The following is a 16,388-nucleotide window of genomic DNA, read 5'->3' as shown; positions in this document are numbered from 1 at the left end:
GTTGTGAAAAGTGCTGCCTGCATGCGGGCCATTATTCGGCGCAGCCGCCCCAAGGACCAGTGAATTAGCACGATGGATGCATTAGCATTTGCTCATGACTGCATACGATCAAGTGGCCTGGGCGCGCCGGCTCAAGGTCAAACATCTGGAATCCTTCATGGTGCTGGACGAGGCCGGCACCCTGACCGAGGCTGCTGCGCGCCTGCACATGACGCAGTCGGCCATGTCGCACTGGCTGGCCGACCTGGAGGAGCTGGTGGGCACGCCCCTGGTCACGCGAGGGCGGCGCGTGCAGCTCACGCCGGCCGGCATCATCATGAAGCGCCTGGCCATCAGCGTGCTGGGCGACATCACCCGCACCCAGGCCGAGCTGGGCGCCCTGGCCCAGGGGCGCACCGCGCGCCTGCACATCGGCAGCGTGTGGGCCGGGGTGGCGCGCGGCATACCACAGGCGCTGGTGGAGTTCCAGGCGCTGTACCCGTACATCTCGGTCACGGTGTCGGAGAGCCCGCTCACCCAGCTGCTGGAAGGCATCGACAACAAGCAGCTCGACCTGGTGGTGTGCTCGCTCGACTCGCGCGCCTACAAGGACGGGCTGGAACACCGCGAGCTGTTCGACGACAACGTCTGCCTGGTGGTGGGCCGCGCCAGCCGCCACTGGGACGCCAAGGGCCCCATCCGTTTGATCGACCTGGTGCAGGACAACTGGATCATGCCGCCCCCGGGCACCCTCACCCGCTCACAGCTCGACGCCGCGCTGCTGGACGCCGGCGCCTCGTGGCTGCGCCCCAAGGTGGAAACCCCCGCCATCACCACCCTGCAGGCCCTGGTGCACCAGGGCGACTACATCGGCGTGTGCTCCGAAGCCATGGCCCGGTACCAGGTGGCCCTGGGCAACATGCGCATCCTGCCCCTGGACCGCACCATCCGCTTCGGGCCGGTGGGGGTGATCTGGGCGAAGGACAACACGGCGGAGGCGGTGAAGCTGTTTGTGGAGCATATTGCGGCGGTGGTGGGGCGGTCGGATTGAATCACCGCAGCGAAAGCAGGCCGCAGAACAAGGTGACGAACCGGAAGGCACCCGAGCCGGACTCCGGCCTTGCATGAACCTCAGCGCCCCACGTAGATTGGAATGTAGATGATGTTCGGCTGACAGATGCCCGCCATGGGCAATGCCTCCACGCGCGTGCGCTGCATGGTTCCCTCGAACTGCGGGTACTGCTTGCGAACGAACGCCGCAGCCGCTTCGAAGCGGTCTTCATAGCGGATGTTCAGCGAACGCCCGCCGCTGGGTTCGTAGCGGATGTCGGCCAGGTACAGGATCTGCCCCTTGGGCACATGGAACACCGGTGCGCGTGCGCCCCCGCAGGCGGTATAGCTACGGCCAAATAGACCTTCGCCCTGCGCGGACACACTGGTCAGGCCCAGTACCTGGCCCGCGCGCGCCTTGGCGACAACGTAGCCGTCGGTCGCTGCGCCGTTGATAACAGCCGTTGCAAAACCGCTTTGCTTGAACTGACCGCCAACGACTTCGCCCGGGAACACTAACACGCGGTAGCCCGGGTTCACGCCCAGCACGATCAACGATTCATCGGGATCGATGGTCTTGGCCGAACCCGGTTCCAGCACGGCCGTGGTGCCGCAGCCACCCAGCGCCAAGGCGAGCAGCACCGGCGCAATCATCCTCATGGTCATGGTTCCCTCTCTTTTTGTGGGCGCCATCCTAACCGTAGAAGAGAGCTCTTCCACGCGGTTTCTCGCACTATCAGGTTGACCCAGGGCAAGCCCGGCACGCGGCTTGCGTGGTCCAATCCATGCCTCGCCCAGTTGCTCCCCCTACCTTCGTGCCCTCGCCATGACCCGCTCCGAGCATTCTGCAGCCGCCACGCCCCCCGCTGCCCCCTCCCCGACCCAGGCCACCGCCGCCCCGCCCGCCCCCCACACCCCCACCGAAGACGCCGTCGCCATCTTCACTGGCGTGCTGTTGATCTCGGTGGGCGTGGCCTTCTTCACCAGTGCCGGGCTGCTCACGGGCGGCACGGCGGGGCTGGCGTTCCTGGCGCACTACGCCACGGGCATCGGCTTCGGCAAGCTGTTCTTCGTGGTCAACCTGCCCTTTTACTGGCTGGCGCTGCGCAAGTTGGGGCGGGCGTTCACGGTGAAGACCTTCATCGCGGTGCTGCTGCTGTCAGCACTGACGGAGCTGCAGTCGCACCTGCTGCAGTTCGCGCAGCTGCAGCCTCTGTATGCGGCGATTGCGGGCGGCACCATCACGGGCACGGGGTTCCTGGTGCTGTTTCGCCACCGCTGCAGCCTGGGCGGCGTGGGCGTTGCCGCCCTGTATTTGCAGGACCGCTATGGCTGGCGCGCGGGCAAGATCCAGATGGCGGTGGACTTCTGCATTGTGCTGCTGGCACTGTTCACGGTGGAACCGCTGCGCGTGCTGTGGTCGATTGCCGGCGCGGTGGCGCTCAACCTGGTACTGGCCATGAACCACCGACCGGGGCGGTACATGGGGACGTGACCCTCAGGGTGGGGCTGCGGGCTTGTTGATCGGCTTTTCGATGACCACGTACTTCACACGCAAATCGCGAGCCTGGGCCAGGCGCTCCAACTCGGCATCCGGCAGCACCACGGTGGTCCTGCCGAACGCCTCCTCCCACCGCGGCGTTCCGCTCACCGCATAGGGCGCGAGCACATCCTCCAGTGCGCGCCGGTAGATGGCATTGCGGGTTGCCAACGCGACGCCCCATTCTTCCGCCGGGGTTTTCAGGAATACGACCGCCCGCGACTGCCCGGCACCGGGCTCGGGCTGGGTCGTGTAGCCCTGCGGGATCACCAGCGGCGCGAGCATGGGCCTGTACCCGGGGGCCTTCAGCGCGATGGCCCAGTTGTTCCAGGCCAGCTCTGCCAGCCCGCGCTCGTTGGTGCGCAGCAGCACGGTGCCATTGCGGGTCACGCCCGAGACATCGAGCACGGTGATGACACCGCCTGCCGTGCTGGCCGGAAGGCCGGACGAGGTGGGCACGCCCAGGCGCCTGAACAGCAGCATCGCGGCGTCCACCGCCGCGCTGTGCTGCGCGGGCGATTTCAGCACGACAGAACCCTCTCCGGTATGGCGATCGATGTCGAACTCGGCCCCCGGCACGGCGAGCGTTGCTTCCACGTCCACCCACCCGCTGGCACTGGTCTTCAGCCGGCGGTCCAGTTCGTCGAGGTGGCCATCCGACTGCGGCAGCAGGGTCGAATGGCGCCACTCATTGAAGAAAAGCACGCGCAGGGCAAGGGGGCTGTTGACTACGATCTCCAGGCCCGCCTCCGTCACCCACAGCATGATGCCGCCCCCGCTGTTCACATGCCGGCCACCAGGCAGTGCCTCACGCCCCAATTCGACCAGCAGCCGGTCGATCCGTGCCTGCAATTCAACCGCCCTGGCGTCGGCGTCCGGAATGCTGAAGAGGCGCAGCAGCCACACCGCGACCGGTGCCGACCCGCGCTGCTTGATCCGGTCGCGCAACTGCTCGTATTCGAGAGGATGGATCTCTGCCGCCTGGGCAAAGGGCAGAAACACCCCCGCCGACAACAACGACAAGGCCAGGGTGGCAACAACTCTGCGAAACAGCATGGAACTCCAGTGGCTCGAAAGTGACACGGTGGCAATGCCGCCCCTTGGCGCGGCGCGGGTGCCATCGACTACAGTCCATCGTGACGCAGGGGCGCCGGTCCGGCAAGGCCTGGATTGCCCGTTGCGGCCCATCTGCCACAGCGCAGCGGCCCGGCGTCAGAAAAACAACACGATACTTCTGGAGGGATTTCACATGCGTTGGCTTGCGCTCATTCCAGGACTGGTCTTTACCGCTTCGGGCCTCAAGGCCCTGTTGGCCTACGATGCCGCCACCGCCGTGCTGTCACGGCCCGTGTTGCTGGGGATCTCGGTGCTGTGTGCACTGGTCTTCTTCTTTCTCTTTGCGCGGGCCGGCCAGTCGGCGCGCGAGGTCTCGCATTTCGAGCAGTGGCTGCAGGCCAATGCACCGAAGATCATGGCCGGGGGCGCGACGTACAACGGCCGCAAAGTCACGCCCGACACCGAGGTCAAGCGCTTTTTGCTGACCGTGAGCGTGGTCATCATGACCTTCAAGATCCCCTCGCGCTACTACTTCGCCACGCGGGACAACTTCCAGCTCACGCAGGCGCTGTACACGCTGGCATCGCTGCTGCTGGGCCAGGGCCTGTTAACACCAATTTCGCGACCCCGAATTGGTGTTAACAGGCCCTAGTGCGGCATTCCATGGAGGCCGATCTACACCGTTCAGGCGATTGCCAAAAACCTCTCGGGCGGCTACCGCATCACCGTGGGCGAGTACCTGGCCACGCCCGCCGCGCAGCGCGCCGGCTGACAGACCATGGCCGGGCCGCGCCCGGATCGGCGTGCTACCCGTGGTCCGCGTACCGCTGCGCCATCAACTGCTCGAAGTTCTCCAGCGGTACCGGCCGGCTGAACAAATAGCCCTGCCACAGGTTGCAGCCGTGCAGCGCCAGGAACTCGCGCTGCGCCGTGGTCTCCACGCCCTCGGCAATCACGTCGATGCCCAGGCTCTGCGCCATGCCGATGATGGTCTGCACGATGAGCGCATCGGCCTCCTGGATGCCGATGTTGCGCACGAAGCTCTGGTCGATCTTGAGCTGGTCCAGCGGCAGCCGCGTGAGGTAGGACAGCGAGGACTGCCCGGTGCCGAAGTCGTCCATCGAGAAGCCCACGCCCAGCGCCCGCAGCGCGTTCATCCGGGCGATGGTGTGCTGCACGTTGTCCAGCGCCATGCTCTCGGTCAGCTCCAGCTTGAGGCGGTCGGCGCGGGCGCCGGTTTCGCTGAGCACGGCAAACACCTGGTCGACGAAGTCGCCCTGGCGGAACTGGCGCGCGCTCACGTTCACGGCCAGTTGCAGGTGGCTGCGCGCGGGGTCGTCCTCCCAGTGGCGCAGCTGCAGGCAGGCGGTGCGCAGCACCCACAGGCCGATGGCGAGGATCTGACCGGTCTCTTCGGCCAGGGGTATGAACTCGCCGGGCATGACCAGGCCGCGCTCGGGGTGCTGCCAGCGGATCAGCACCTCGGCACCGATGGCCCGCCCGCCCTGCCCCACCTGCACCTGGTAGTACAGGCGGAACTGGTCCTCCGCCAGGGCGGTGCGCAGGTCGTTCTCCATCGCGGCGCGGGCCGTCACGGCGGCCTGCATGCGCGGGTCGAAAAAGCGCACGGCGTTGCGTCCGGCTGTCTTGGCGGCATACATGGCCAGGTCGGCACGCTTCATGAGCTCGTCCACCGACTGGCTCTGGCCGCTGAACAGCACGGCGCCGATGCTGGGCGTGCTGTGCACGTGGTGCAGGGCCAGCTGGTAGGGCTGGTTGAGCGCGGCCAGCACCTTGGTGCCCACCGTCTGGGTGTGCTCGGCCGCCTCGGTGGGTTCGCTGCTCATGCCCTTGAGCAGCAGCAGGAACTCATCGCCGCCCAGGCGCGCCACGGTGTCGCCATCGCGCACGCAGGCTTTGAGGCGCTGGGCCACCTGCTGCAGCAGCACGTCGCCCATGTCGTGGCCCAGGGTGTCGTTGAGGTTCTTGAAGTGGTCCAGGTCCAGGCACAGCAGCGCGCCGTACTGACCCGAGCGCGCACTGCTGGCAAAGGCCTGCTGCAGCCGGTCCATCATCAGGCGGCGGTTGGGCAGCAGGGTGAGCGGGTCGTAGAAGGCCAGGTGCTCGATCTCCCTGGCGGCGGCGGCCTTCTGCGTGATGTCGCTCAGCGAGGCCACGTAGTGCGTGAGCCGCCCCTGGGTGTCCTTGACCGCCGTGATGCCCATCTGGTGCAGGTTCACCTGCCCGTCCTTGCAGCGGTTCCAGATCTCGCCGCTCCACTCGCCCACGCTGTCCAGGGTGCGGCGCAGGCCGGTAAAAAAAGCTTCGTCGTGCTGCCCCGACGCGAGAAAACTGGCGCGCCGACCCACGGCGTCGGCACTGTCGTAGCCGGTGATCTTGGTGAAGGCGCGGTTGGTGCGCAGGATCACGGTGTCGGCATCAGTGACCAGCATGCCCTCCTGCGACTCGAAGGCAATGGCGGCGATGCGCAGCTCCCGCTCGGCGTTCTTGCGCGCGGTGATGTTGTTGCCGATGCCCCGGTATCCCAGGAACGTGCCATCCGCATCGAACATCGGCGTGCCACTCACCGAGACCCACTCCACCGCCCCCCCCGTGGAGCGGCGCGGGTACTCGAAATCACGGAACTCGCGGTGCTCGCGCAGGGCCTGCTCGTGCTGCTCCCAGTCCACCGCGATGCCCTCCGAAGCAGCCACCCCGCCGCCGTCGTCGGTAGCCACCGCGTGGCGGGTCTTGCCCACATGCCACTGGGGGCCCGGCAGCGTGCGCTTGGCGGCCTCGCCCTCCAGCGTCACGAAGCGCAGCTGCGCATCCTGCTCCCAGTACCAGTCCGAGGACAGCATGGTGAGCGTGCGAAACCGCGCCTCGTTCTCTTCCAGCTGGCGGCGCACGCGGTACGACTCGGTCACGTCGCTGAACACCAGCACCACACCGGTGATCTCGCCCGCGGCACTGCGGATGGGGGCTGCGCTGTCGGCGATCTGGTACTCGGTGCCGCCGCGGGCGATCAGCGTGGTGTGGTTGGAGAGTTCCACCACCCGGCCGCTGGCCATGACCAGTTGCACCGGGTCCTTCGATGGCTCGCGGGTGCGCGCGTTGACGATGCGAAACACATCCGTCAGCGGGCGGTCCTGCGCCTCGCGCAGCGGCCAGCCGGTCATCTGCTCGGCCACGCCGTTCATGCGCACCACATGCCCTCGGGCATCGGTGACCACCACCGCATCGCCGATGGAGTGCAGGGTGATGGCCAGGTTCTCCTCGCTCTGGCGCAGCTCGCCCTCGGCCTGCTGGCGCGCCTGGGCCATGTGGTTGAAGCGCTGCGCCAGTTGGGCCAGCTCGCGAAACCCCGTCTCGGGCACCGGGGCCACCTGCTGACCCCGGGCGAGCTGGTCGGTGGCGCGCAGCAGCCGGGCCAGCGGCTTGCCCACCCCGCGGCGCACCCCTTCGTGTGCCAGCACGAACGAGGCCAGCAGCCCCAGCAGCAAAAAGCCGATGTCGCGCCACATCTGCCGCGCGATGCGGGCATACAGCGCATCGAGCGGCACCGACAGGCGCATGCTGGCCACCGGCCGGCCCTGGGATTCGAGCAGGGGCCGCGCCACCTCGATGTAGCGGGCGCCATCCTCGGTCTCCAGCAGATGGGCGCCGCCCTGCAGGGCCTGGGCGCCGGCCCCGGGCTGGGGCAACTCGGACGGGGTGCCCAGCTCCCGCGCATCGGGTGGAAAGCGCGCGATCACCCGGCCGTCGGGGCCGAGCACGCGGGCCACGGCCCCGTCGGGCAGGCCCAGCTCGTGCAGGCGGCGGCTCCACCAGTCAAGCGACACCACGGCCACCGCCGCGCCCAGCACCGCGCGGGTCTCGGGGTCGACCAGCGGCTGCGCAAAGCTCACGCTGGCCAGGCCGACCGCCGGGTCCACCTGGAAGCTGCCCACCGAGAACTCGCGCGCCACGATGGCCCGCAGGAAGTGGGGCCGGTCGGTCATGTTCACCGGCGCACTGGGCGGCACGGCGCTGCAGCGCAAATCGCCATCGGCCCGGGGCAGGCCGATGTTGATGTAGGTGGCGTTGAGCGCCAGCACCTCGGCCAGGTACTGCGAGCAATCGGGGGCATCGAGCTGCTGCGCCCGGCGGGTCGAGGCCAGCTGCTGCAGAAAGGCCCGGGTGGAGTCGATCAGGCGTTGCTGGCTGTAGGCCATGCTGCGGGTGAGCAGCAGCGCGTTCTCGCGCGCTGCGGCCACCGACTCCTCGCGGTTGGCCTGCGCCTGGTAGGCCACCAGCGCCAAGGCAGGCAGCGTGGCCACCAGGATCAGCAGGCGGATCCTGGCGGACAGGGAGCCCGTAGCCAACTGCGGCAAAGCACGCATGGGGCCTTTCGCGAAGAGGAGGGATGGGTTTCTGCACCGGCCTGGCCCTGCGGTCCCGGCGCCGGTCCGCCAGCGCCCGCCAAGCCCAGGCAGCCCTAAAAACATCTGGATACATCGTACCCCTGGATCGGGTGCCCGCGGCGCGTTTGCGGGTAAACCATGCGACAAGCCGGCGCTTGCGCAACGCCTGGGCCAAAGGTCTTATCATTGCGCCATGCGTCGCGGCCCCCTGTTCTATCTGCTGATGGTGGTGCTGGTCCTTCGGGGCCTGGTGGGCACCGCCATGGCCGCGGGCATGGTGCCCATGCAGCACCCTGCGCCGGCGGCCGTGGCACAGGCCACCGCTGCGGACCACCACGGCCAGCACGACCACACCGCCGCGGGCGAGGCGGCCCACGCCGGGGACCATAGCAGCAGCTTGCAGGGTGGCCACCACGCGGCCACCGAAGCCGCACCCCTGGCCTGCGATGGCAGCACGCCCGGCAGCACCGGCTGCGCCACGCACCACCAGCACGCCAATTGCACCGCCTGCGAGATCTGCCACACGGCCCTGATGGAGCCACCGGCCATGCCGGCCGCGCCCCTGCCGCTGGTGGCCGGTGCCGCCCCTGCGGCAGCCACCCCGTTCGACAGCGCCACCGCCGCGCTGGCCATCAAGCCCCCCATCGCCTGAGGCTCGAGCATCCCCAGGGCCTGTTCGGGCCTGTGCGGGAGCGCCTGGCAATCCCCTGCCGCCCAGACCGGCGCCGCTGGCGCGCCGTTGCCCTGGCGCATGGGCTTGCACTTCGCCGCCCGCGCACCTGAGCCGCGCCCGCCCCGAGCCCGCCCACCCCTGCCAGCGCCAGCCGAGCGCACACCGCAGGCCACGGCGCCGTTCCATTCCCGTTTTTCTGGAGACCGCACCATGCGCGACCTCTTCTTGTTTGTTCTTCACCGGCCCGTGCTGCGCCCCCTGGCGTGGCTGGCCTTGCTCCTGCCCGCCGTGGCAGGGGCACAGCCGCAAGCCGCCGCCGGCCCGGCCCCGGCGGCCGTGCCCCCGGCAACCCACAGTCCACCGGTCTACACCCCCATGCAGCCGCAAGCACTGCCGCAAGGCGCCGAAGCACCGCTGGCCGACTGGCGCGCCGCCCACCAGGCCGTGGCCGCCTTCCCGCGTGGCCATGCCGACATCGTGCGCTGGGAGGCCAGCCAGGGCAGCGCACGGGCAGCGCCTGCCGCCCCCCACCAGCACGGGGAGCACAAGCCATGAGCCGCAGCATTCCCCATCTGACAGGGCTGGCCCTGGCCGCCCTGCTTGCAGGCTGCGCCAGCGTCTCGCCCGACGGCCTGCGCGGTAACGTGCAGGCCCTGGCGCAGCCACGCACCGGCGTGGCCGGCACCGCCCTGCCCGCCGCCGACCCGACCGCACGCGACCAGGCGCGCCAGGCCATCGCCGGCTGGCTGGCCCAGCCGCTCACACAGGACGCGGCCGTGCGCATCGCCCTGCTCCACCACCCCGGCCTGCAGGCGCGCCTGGCTGCGCTGGGCGTGGCCGATGCCGAACGTGTGCAGGCCATCACCCTGCCCAACCCGCAGTTCTCGATCGCGCGGCTGACCAACAGCCATGAGCGCGAGATCGAGCGCACGCTGGCCTTCAGCCTGCTGAACCTGGTGACCCTGCCCTGGCGCATGGAGCGCCAGGCCGAGCGCATGCAGGTGGCCACGCTGCAGGCCGCGCAGGAGGTGGTGGCCCAGGCCGCCGACACACGCCGCGCCTGGCTGCGCGCCGTGGCCGCCGAGCAGGTGGCCGCCACGCACGAGCGCATGGTCGAGGCCGCCGAGGCCGGTGCCGAGCTGGCCCGGCGCATGGCCCGCGTGGGCAACTTCAGCCGCCTGCAGCATGCGCGCGAACAGGCCGTGCTGCAGGAGGCGAATGCCCAGCGCGCCCGCGCCCGCCTGGCCGCCGCCACGGCGCGCGAGCAGCTCAGCCGCAGCATGGGCCTGTGGGGCGTGCAGACGGGCTACACCCTGGCCGACCAATTGCCGGCCCTGCCCGCGACTGTACTGCCTGCCGATGGCATCGAGGCCACCGCGCTGCGCGAGCGCCTGGACGTGCAGGCCGCGCGCCGCCAGCTCGACACCGAGGCGCGCCAGCAGGGCTGGGCGCGTGCGGGCGCGGTGTTCGGCGACATCGGCATCGCCTACCAGCGCAACACCACGACCGAGCGCGAGAGCGGCCACCGCGAGACCACGCGCGGCTGGGAGCTGGATGTACCGCTGCCCCTGTTCGACTGGGGCGGCGCCGCGCGCACCCGCGCCCAGTTGCGGGTGGAGCAAAGCGCCGCCACGCTGCAGGACACCGCCGTGCGCGCCCGCAGCGAGGTGCGCAGCGCCTGGTTCACCTACCGCACCGCGCTCGACCTGGCGCGCCAGCAGCGCGATGAGGTGGTGCCGCTGCGCCAGCTCATCAGCGACGAGACCACGCTGCGCTACAACGGCATGCTCGCCAGCGTGTGGAAACTGCTGGCCGAGGCACGCGCCAGCACGCAATCGGTGGCCGGCGCCATCGAGGCGCAGCGCGACTTCTGGCTGGCCGAGACCGACCTGCAACTGGCCCTCACCGGCACCTCGCCGGGCGCCCTGCAAGGCCTTGCCTCCGGCGCCGCCACCCCCTCCATCCCACAAGGCCACTGACCTACCATGCAAAGACGCCATTTCTTCACGGCAGGCGCGGCCACGGCCGTGGCTGCCACCACCGTCAGCCGCGTGGCCCTGGCCGCGCTACCCGAGCCCGTGCTGCAGCCCAGCGCCGACACCGCCCCCCCGCTGCACCCGCCCACCGGGCGGCCCTACCACCCCGTGGTCACCCTCAACGGCTGGACCGCGCCCTGGCGCATGAACGCCGGGGTCAAGGAGTTCCACCTGGTGGCCGAGCCCGTGGTGCGCGAGGTCGCGCCGGGCTTTCTGGTCAACATGTGGGGCTACAACGGGCAAAGCCCGGGCCCCACCATCGAGGTGGTGGAGGGCGACCGCGTGCGCATCTTCGTCACCAACCGGCTGCCCGAGCACACGTCGGTGCACTGGCATGGCCAGCGCCTGCCCAACGGCATGGACGGCATTGCGGGGCTGAACCAGCCGGCCATACCGCCGGGCAAGACCTTCGTCTACGAGTTCGTGGCGCGGCGCCCCGGCACCTTCATGTATCACCCGCATGCCGACGAGATGGTGCAGATGGCCATGGGCATGATGGGCCTGTGGATCACCCACCCGAAGGCGGCGCACCCGCACATCGCCACGGTGCAGCGCGACTACGCCTTCTTGCTCAACGCCTTCGACGTAGAGCCCGGGGCGCGCACGCCCAAGGTCAACACCATGCTGGACCACAACATCTGGTGCTGGAACAGCCGGGTCTTCCCGGCCATCAGCCCGCTGGTGGCACGCCTGGGCGAACGCGTGCGCATTCGCGTGGGCAACCTCACCATGACCAACCACCCCATCCACATCCACGGCCACGAGTTCGAGGTGACCGGCACCGACGGCGGGCCCGTGCCCAAAAGCGCGCGCTGGCCCGAGGTGACCGCTGACGTGGCCGTGGGCCAGATGCGCCAGGTGGAGCTGGTCGCCGACGAGCCCGGGGACTGGGCCTTCCACTGCCACAAGAGCCACCACACCATGGGCGCCATGGGGCACGACGTGCCCACCATGATCGGCGTGGACCACAAGGGCCTGGTCGGCAAGATCCAGAAGATCGTGCCCGATTACATGGTGATGGGCGAGCGCGGCATGTCCGACATGGGCGCCATGGAGATGCCGCTGCCCGACAACACCTTCCCCATGATGACCGGCACCGGCCCCTACGGCCCGCTGGAGATGGGCGGCATGTTCACCACCTTCAAGGTGCGTGCCCACCAGGCCGCGGGCGACTACCGCGACCCAGGCCACTACGCCCAGCCGCCCGGCACCCAGGCCTATGAATGGCAGGGTGCGCCGGCTGCCATGCCCGCCCCGCCACGGGCCACCACGCCGGGCACCGCGCCCAGTGCCGCCCGCGCACGCAAGCCCGCCGCCCACAGCGGCGGCCACCAGCATTGATCCCCATCCAAGGACACACCATGAACAACCTCCGACCACTGAACCGCCTGGCCCTGCACCTTGCAACCGCCACTGCCGTGCTGGCCAGCACCGGCGCCGCCTGGGCCCATGGCAATGCGCCCCATGGCACGGAGCCCAAGGCCGCGCTGCCCGCCCAGCAGCAGGACTGGGGCATTGCCGGCAGCGCCCAGGCCGTGCAACGCACCATCACCCTGCGCATGGGCGACGACATGCGCTTTGGCCCCGCCCACATCGAGGTGCGCGAGGGCGAGACCGTGCGCCTGGTGGTGCACAACCAGGGCCAGCTGCTGCACGAGATCGTGCTCGGCACCCAGGCCACGCTGGCCCAGCACGCCGAGATGATGGCCAAACACCCCGGCATGGAGCACGACGAGCCCTACATGGCCCACGTGGCCGCCGGCAAGCGCGGCCAGATCGTCTGGCAGTTCAACCGCGCGGGCCGCTTCGACTTTGCCTGCCTGATCCCCGGCCACTACCAGGCCGGCATGGTGGGCACCATCAACGTCATCCCCCGCAAGGGCTGACCCTGGAAGAGCAAGGACATCCCATGACCCACACACCAACCGCCAGCACCCGTCGCGCCTGGCTGGCCATGCTCGCCGCAACCGCGCTGCCGATGGCAGCAGGTGCAGCGGCCCCCACGCCGGTCGAGGTCTGGAAAGACCCCCACTGCGGCTGCTGCCAGGACTGGGTGGACCACCTGCAGGCCAACGGCTTTGCAGTAGAACGTGCTGGCGGCCTATCCGGGGCCGCGTTGGGGCGCAATCGGGAAGAGCGTAGAGCCAACGTTGCACCGCATGGGCTCATGCCCATGCAAGCAACTTGGGCCTGCGATCGCCCGATTTCGCCCCAACCCTTCGGGCAAGTGCCTTTCCGGGAGGTCTGCGGCGTTGCAGCGCTTGCCAATAGCCAAGCTATTGGCCGCGCGCCGCGCCTAGCATCCCAGCCCGGAAAGGCACTTGCGCGGCCCCGGATAGGCCGCCAGCACGTTCTGGTGCACGACACCGGCAACAACGCCGTGCGCGCCCGCCTGGGCCTGCCGCAAAAGCTGGGTTCGTGCCACACCGCCCTTGTGGGCGGCTACCTGGTCGAAGGCCATGTGCCCGCCAGCGATGTGCACGCCCTGCTGCGGCAAAAGCCCGACGCCCTGGGCCTGGCCGTGCCCGGCATGCCCATTGGGTCGCCCGGCATGGATGGCCCCGCCTACGGCGGCCGCAGGGACAGCTACGCCGTGCTGCTGGTCGCACGCAACGGCAGCACCCGCGTTTTCACGAACTACCCTGGCAACAAGAAGGAATCGACATGACCCGCTCCACCCCCTCCCGCCATCTGCGCACCGCCCTGCTTGCCCTGGCTGCCGGCCTCTGCACCGTGCCCGCCCTGGCGGGCGACGACCATGACCATGGCGAGGACCACGGCAGCCATGCCGCCCCTGCCGCTGCCACTTCGGACCTGAGCGAGGGCGAGGTCGTGCGCTGGGATGCCGCCAGCGCCAAGGTCACGCTGCGCCACGGCCCCATCCGCAACCTGGACATGCCAGCCATGACCATGGTGTTCCGCGTCACCGACCCGGCCCAGGCCGCGCAGGTCAGGCCCGGTGCCAAGGTGCGTTTTCGCGCCGAGCAGCAGGCCGGCGCCTATGTGGTGACACGCATCGAGCCGGCCACGCCCTGAGCAGGTTCGACCGCTTGCACCGCCGTGCCTACAATCCCGGCGTCGCAAACTCCCGTGGTCCGCCCCATGCCAGAGCCCCTCGTCCCGCCCCCTGCAGCCGCTGCAGGCATCCACCCCTGCCTGCAGGTGGGCGACCGAGTGGCAGCCGAGGTGGTGGTGGATGGCAGGGTCGTCGCGCAACTCGACCATGAGGCCACGCGGCCCGGGCTGCAAAGGCAGCCCGTGGTGCTTGTCCCCATGCGGCCCGGGCTGCAGCAACTGCAGCTGCGGGGCACGGTGTCCCTCGCCGGCAAGGCCCCCGCGGCCCTGGACAGGACCTGGATGGTGCGCGACATGGCCCCCGCCTCCGCCCCGCTGTACGACCCATGCCTGCCCTGGGCCGAGCGCATCCATGCGCTGGCACGGCAGACCCCGCGCATCCAGATCGAACCGGCACTGCCGCAGCCAGGCCAGGCGGCGCTGCAGGCCCTGGAACAGCGCCTGGGCACCCCCGTGCCCGCCCTGCTGCAACTGCTCGCGGACTGGGACATCGGCATCAGCGACTCGTACTTCGTGGGCGCCCGCGGCCTGGGCACCGTGGCCGAGATGCTGGTGAACCAGTGGGACTACGCGCGCACCGGCGAAGATGGGCTGCAGGAACTGATCTCCCCCGACGTACTCGCCCGCTACGACCGCAGCCTGGCCGTGTACGTGGACGTGGGTGACGGCCTGGGTGCCCTGGCCTGGGACCCCGAGGGTGCGCCTGGAGAAGAAGGCCTGTGGTACTGGCTGCACCAGGACTCGCTGGACGAACCCGCCTTGCTGCAGGACCACGCCACCGGCCAGCCGCACACCGCCGAGGCCGCCTTCACGCAGGTCTTCCAGCGTTTCGCGTTGTCTCGCCTGGCCTCGGCGCAGGCCGACGATGAACTCGTCGTGGACACGGCCCTGCCGCGCCCCAACCTGCTGCAACTGCAGTTCGACAAGCGGAGGCACCCCAGGCTATGGCTGTGCAGCTACGAGCATCCCTACGGGTTGTATTGACCCGTGCGAATTTTCCTTGAGTGCAGCCCCGGCTGAGGCACATCACGCCGGCCATCTGTCGAGCGCCCGCCGCCGCCTGCCTACAATCGCGCCCCATCTGCAAAACATAAGAGGGATTCGATGACAGGGACCACCCGGCGCAACACGCTGGCCACGCTGGGCGCCTTGCCCGTGGCGCTGCTGGCGCAAACACCTGCGGCGGCCGGCATGCGGGTCGGCCTGCACCCCTGGCTGGAAGCCGGGGACAGCGTGGCGGCCGAACTGCTGGCCGATGGCCAGGTCGTGGGGCAGCTGGACCACCGCTCCACCAAGGCCGGCAAGCCCCGGCTGCCGGCTGCCACCGTGGCTTTGCCTGCGGGCGTGAAGCGCCTGCAGCTGCGCGGCACGGTGACCGTGGCGGGCAAGGCCTGCCACTTCACGCGGACCTGGGCGGTGCGCGACCTGGCCAGCATGTCGACACCGCTGTACGACCAGGGCCGGCCCTGGCCCGAACGCGTGCGCGCGCTGGCGCAGGCGATCCCGGTCCACGAGAGCGAAGACGCTCCACTCACCGTAGCCCCCGCGAGGCCGGTGGCTGGTGCCGCCCTGGAGGCCCAGGAAAAGCGCCTGGGCACCCCGCTGCCGCCAGCAGTGGCGCAGTTGCTGTCGGCCTGCGACATCCGCCTGGGCCGTTCGCACTTTGTGCGCCCGGCCTCCATGACCACCCTGCTCGACCTGATGCACGGCGATTTCGGCTACCCACGCAGCGGCAAGGATGCCCCGGGCAACTTTCTCTCGCCCGGCGTGCACGAGCGCTATGCCCGCAGCCTGGCGGTGTTCGTCACGGTCGGCGACGGCATGGGCGCCCTGGCCTGGGACCCCCAAGGCCTCACGCCCGAGGACCACGCCCGGCTGGGCAGCGGCCCCAGCCCCGCCATGGGCGGCGATGGCCTGTGGTACTGGATGCACCAGGAGATGGCCGTCAAGCCCTCGCTGCTGCTGGACAAGGACGGCCGCCCCCTCAGCGCCGACCTGGCCCTGGCCAGCGTGTTCGAGCGCCATGCACTGGCAGACCAGTACCAGCCCATGACCGACGATGAACTGGTGCTGGACAGCGCCACCCCGCTGGGCAACCTGCTGCTGTTGCACTTCAACGGGGCGCGTGCCCCGCAGCTGCTTTTGAACAGCTACAACGGCCACTACGGGCACCACACCCAGTATTGATCCGCGCCCGGCATCGCCTCTCTACACTCCCGCCTCACTCATCCATTGACAGATAGAGAGAGGGAGATGCCATGACCACGACACGGCGGACCATTCTGGCCACCCTGGGGACGCTGCCCTGCAGCCTGCTGCAGGCACAGCCCAAGGTTCCGTACAAGGCCCCCGGGCCGGCATCCACCCCTGGCTGGAGGTGGGCGACTCCGTCGTGGCCGATGTGCTGGCCAATGGCAAGGTGGTGGCCCAGCTCAACAACTAGTCCGCTGAAACCGAGAAATCGGCTGTGCGCCGGGGTGGCAGTGGGATGCAGCGCAAGGCGCGGGCTGCGGCCAAGGCTGGCCGCCTTGGCAAGGCCCGCAACGCTGCGAAGCGCCCGCTGCCACCCCGGCCCA

Annotated in this window: 14 protein-coding genes and 1 pseudogene; 12 read left to right on the top strand and 3 right to left on the bottom strand. The window is 69.6% G+C overall.

Annotated elements, in window-relative coordinates; genetic code table 11:
* Positions 1-94: 94 nt before the first annotated feature.
* A complete protein-coding gene (locus AC07PF_RS20965) occupies positions 95-1,030 on the top strand; it encodes a LysR family transcriptional regulator (RefSeq protein WP_494613129.1) in 936 nt (311 codons plus the stop codon).
* A gap of 80 nt (positions 1,031-1,110) precedes the next feature.
* On the opposite strand, the gene AC07PF_RS20960 is transcribed toward AC07PF_RS20965, so the two are convergent.
* On the bottom strand, positions 1,111-1,695 hold the full coding sequence (locus AC07PF_RS20960) for a hypothetical protein (protein ID WP_007856296.1): 585 nt from the start codon (positions 1,693-1,695) through the stop codon (positions 1,111-1,113).
* A 160-nt stretch (positions 1,696-1,855) separates the two neighbouring features.
* On the opposite strand from AC07PF_RS20960, the gene AC07PF_RS20955 reads away from it, so the two are divergent.
* On the top strand, positions 1,856-2,524 hold the full coding sequence (locus AC07PF_RS20955; protein ID WP_494613128.1) for a YitT family protein: 669 nt from the start codon (positions 1,856-1,858) through the stop codon (positions 2,522-2,524).
* A gap of 3 nt (positions 2,525-2,527) precedes the next feature.
* On the opposite strand, the gene AC07PF_RS20950 is transcribed toward AC07PF_RS20955, so the two are convergent.
* Positions 2,528-3,625, bottom strand: coding sequence for a hypothetical protein (locus AC07PF_RS20950; RefSeq protein ID WP_007856291.1), 1,098 nt, complete (start codon positions 3,623-3,625; stop codon positions 2,528-2,530).
* A gap of 193 nt (positions 3,626-3,818) precedes the next feature.
* On the opposite strand from AC07PF_RS20950, the gene AC07PF_RS20945 reads away from it, so the two are divergent.
* Positions 3,819-4,277: a hypothetical protein gene (locus AC07PF_RS20945; protein ID WP_494613126.1), complete on the top strand. Its 459-nt coding sequence runs from the start codon at positions 3,819-3,821 to the stop codon at positions 4,275-4,277.
* Positions 4,278-4,431: 154 nt separating this feature from the next.
* Here the strand turns inward: AC07PF_RS20945 and AC07PF_RS20940 are convergent, their stop codons facing one another.
* A complete protein-coding gene (locus tag AC07PF_RS20940) occupies positions 4,432-8,007 on the bottom strand; it encodes a bifunctional diguanylate cyclase/phosphodiesterase (protein WP_494613125.1) in 3,576 nt (1,191 codons plus the stop codon).
* 214 nt (positions 8,008-8,221) lie between these two features.
* Here AC07PF_RS20940 and AC07PF_RS20935 point away from each other — a divergent pair, with 214 nt between their 5' ends.
* From AC07PF_RS20935 to AC07PF_RS20895, 9 genes and pseudogenes are all read left to right on the top strand, one after another.
* A complete protein-coding gene (locus tag AC07PF_RS20935; protein WP_494613124.1) occupies positions 8,222-8,680 on the top strand; it encodes a hypothetical protein in 459 nt (152 codons plus the stop codon).
* A 231-nt stretch (positions 8,681-8,911) separates the two neighbouring features.
* Positions 8,912-9,256 (top strand): hypothetical protein, encoded by a 345-nt coding sequence (locus tag AC07PF_RS20930; RefSeq protein WP_494613123.1) that lies wholly within the window; start codon positions 8,912-8,914, stop codon positions 9,254-9,256.
* Positions 9,253-10,680 carry a TolC family protein gene (locus AC07PF_RS20925; RefSeq protein WP_494613122.1) on the top strand — a complete coding sequence of 476 codons (1,428 nt, stop codon included), beginning with the start codon at positions 9,253-9,255 and terminating at the stop codon, positions 10,678-10,680. The genes AC07PF_RS20930 and AC07PF_RS20925 overlap by 4 nt, the downstream gene beginning before the upstream one ends.
* A 6-nt stretch (positions 10,681-10,686) precedes the next feature.
* Positions 10,687-12,078: a multicopper oxidase family protein gene (locus tag AC07PF_RS20920; protein ID WP_494607879.1), complete on the top strand. Its 1,392-nt coding sequence runs from the start codon at positions 10,687-10,689 to the stop codon at positions 12,076-12,078.
* A 20-nt stretch (positions 12,079-12,098) separates the two neighbouring features.
* A complete protein-coding gene (locus AC07PF_RS20915) occupies positions 12,099-12,623 on the top strand; it encodes a cupredoxin domain-containing protein (RefSeq protein WP_494613121.1) in 525 nt (174 codons plus the stop codon).
* A gap of 464 nt (positions 12,624-13,087) precedes the next feature.
* A pseudogene (locus AC07PF_RS20910) lies at positions 13,088-13,405 on the top strand (DUF411 domain-containing protein); the annotation flags it as partial.
* Positions 13,402-13,773 carry a copper-binding protein gene (locus tag AC07PF_RS20905; RefSeq protein ID WP_007856276.1) on the top strand — a complete coding sequence of 124 codons (372 nt, stop codon included), beginning with the start codon at positions 13,402-13,404 and terminating at the stop codon, positions 13,771-13,773. The pseudogene AC07PF_RS20910 and the gene AC07PF_RS20905, both read left to right, overlap by 4 nt.
* Positions 13,774-13,839: 66 nt before the next feature.
* On the top strand, positions 13,840-14,796 hold the full coding sequence (locus tag AC07PF_RS20900) for a hypothetical protein (protein WP_494613120.1): 957 nt from the start codon (positions 13,840-13,842) through the stop codon (positions 14,794-14,796).
* A 120-nt stretch (positions 14,797-14,916) separates the two neighbouring features.
* Positions 14,917-15,999: a hypothetical protein gene (locus tag AC07PF_RS20895; RefSeq protein ID WP_494613119.1), complete on the top strand. Its 1,083-nt coding sequence runs from the start codon at positions 14,917-14,919 to the stop codon at positions 15,997-15,999.
* The last annotated feature ends 389 nt before the right edge of the window (positions 16,000-16,388 follow it).

The organism is Acidovorax sp. GW821-FHT10A04 (genome assembly GCF_059415825.1).
Note: the sequence above shows the minus strand (reverse complement) of the source record. Positions and strands in the feature narration are given on the sequence as shown.

Bases quoted from the DNA above. Each gene is read 5' to 3' on its own strand.
- AC07PF_RS20945 (WP_494613126.1), top strand. From the start codon at position 3,819: ATGCGTTGGCTTGCGCTCATTCCAGGACTGGTCTTTACCGCTTCGGGC.
- AC07PF_RS20955 (WP_494613128.1), top strand. From the start codon at position 1,856: ATGACCCGCTCCGAGCATTCTGCAGCCGCCACGCCCCCCGCTGCCCCC.
- AC07PF_RS20950 (WP_007856291.1), bottom strand. From the start codon at position 3,625: ATGCTGTTTCGCAGAGTTGTTGCCACCCTGGCCTTGTCGTTGTTGTCG.
- AC07PF_RS20920 (WP_494607879.1), top strand. From the start codon at position 10,687: ATGCAAAGACGCCATTTCTTCACGGCAGGCGCGGCCACGGCCGTGGCT.
- AC07PF_RS20935 (WP_494613124.1), top strand. From the start codon at position 8,222: ATGCGTCGCGGCCCCCTGTTCTATCTGCTGATGGTGGTGCTGGTCCTT.
- AC07PF_RS20915 (WP_494613121.1), top strand. From the start codon at position 12,099: ATGAACAACCTCCGACCACTGAACCGCCTGGCCCTGCACCTTGCAACC.
- AC07PF_RS20895 (WP_494613119.1), top strand. From the start codon at position 14,917: ATGACAGGGACCACCCGGCGCAACACGCTGGCCACGCTGGGCGCCTTG.
- AC07PF_RS20965 (WP_494613129.1), top strand. From the start codon at position 95: ATGACTGCATACGATCAAGTGGCCTGGGCGCGCCGGCTCAAGGTCAAA.
- AC07PF_RS20940 (WP_494613125.1), bottom strand. From the start codon at position 8,007: ATGCGTGCTTTGCCGCAGTTGGCTACGGGCTCCCTGTCCGCCAGGATC.
- AC07PF_RS20930 (WP_494613123.1), top strand. From the start codon at position 8,912: ATGCGCGACCTCTTCTTGTTTGTTCTTCACCGGCCCGTGCTGCGCCCC.
- AC07PF_RS20960 (WP_007856296.1), bottom strand. From the start codon at position 1,695: ATGACCATGAGGATGATTGCGCCGGTGCTGCTCGCCTTGGCGCTGGGT.
- AC07PF_RS20925 (WP_494613122.1), top strand. From the start codon at position 9,253: ATGAGCCGCAGCATTCCCCATCTGACAGGGCTGGCCCTGGCCGCCCTG.
- AC07PF_RS20905 (WP_007856276.1), top strand. From the start codon at position 13,402: ATGACCCGCTCCACCCCCTCCCGCCATCTGCGCACCGCCCTGCTTGCC.
- AC07PF_RS20900 (WP_494613120.1), top strand. From the start codon at position 13,840: ATGCCAGAGCCCCTCGTCCCGCCCCCTGCAGCCGCTGCAGGCATCCAC.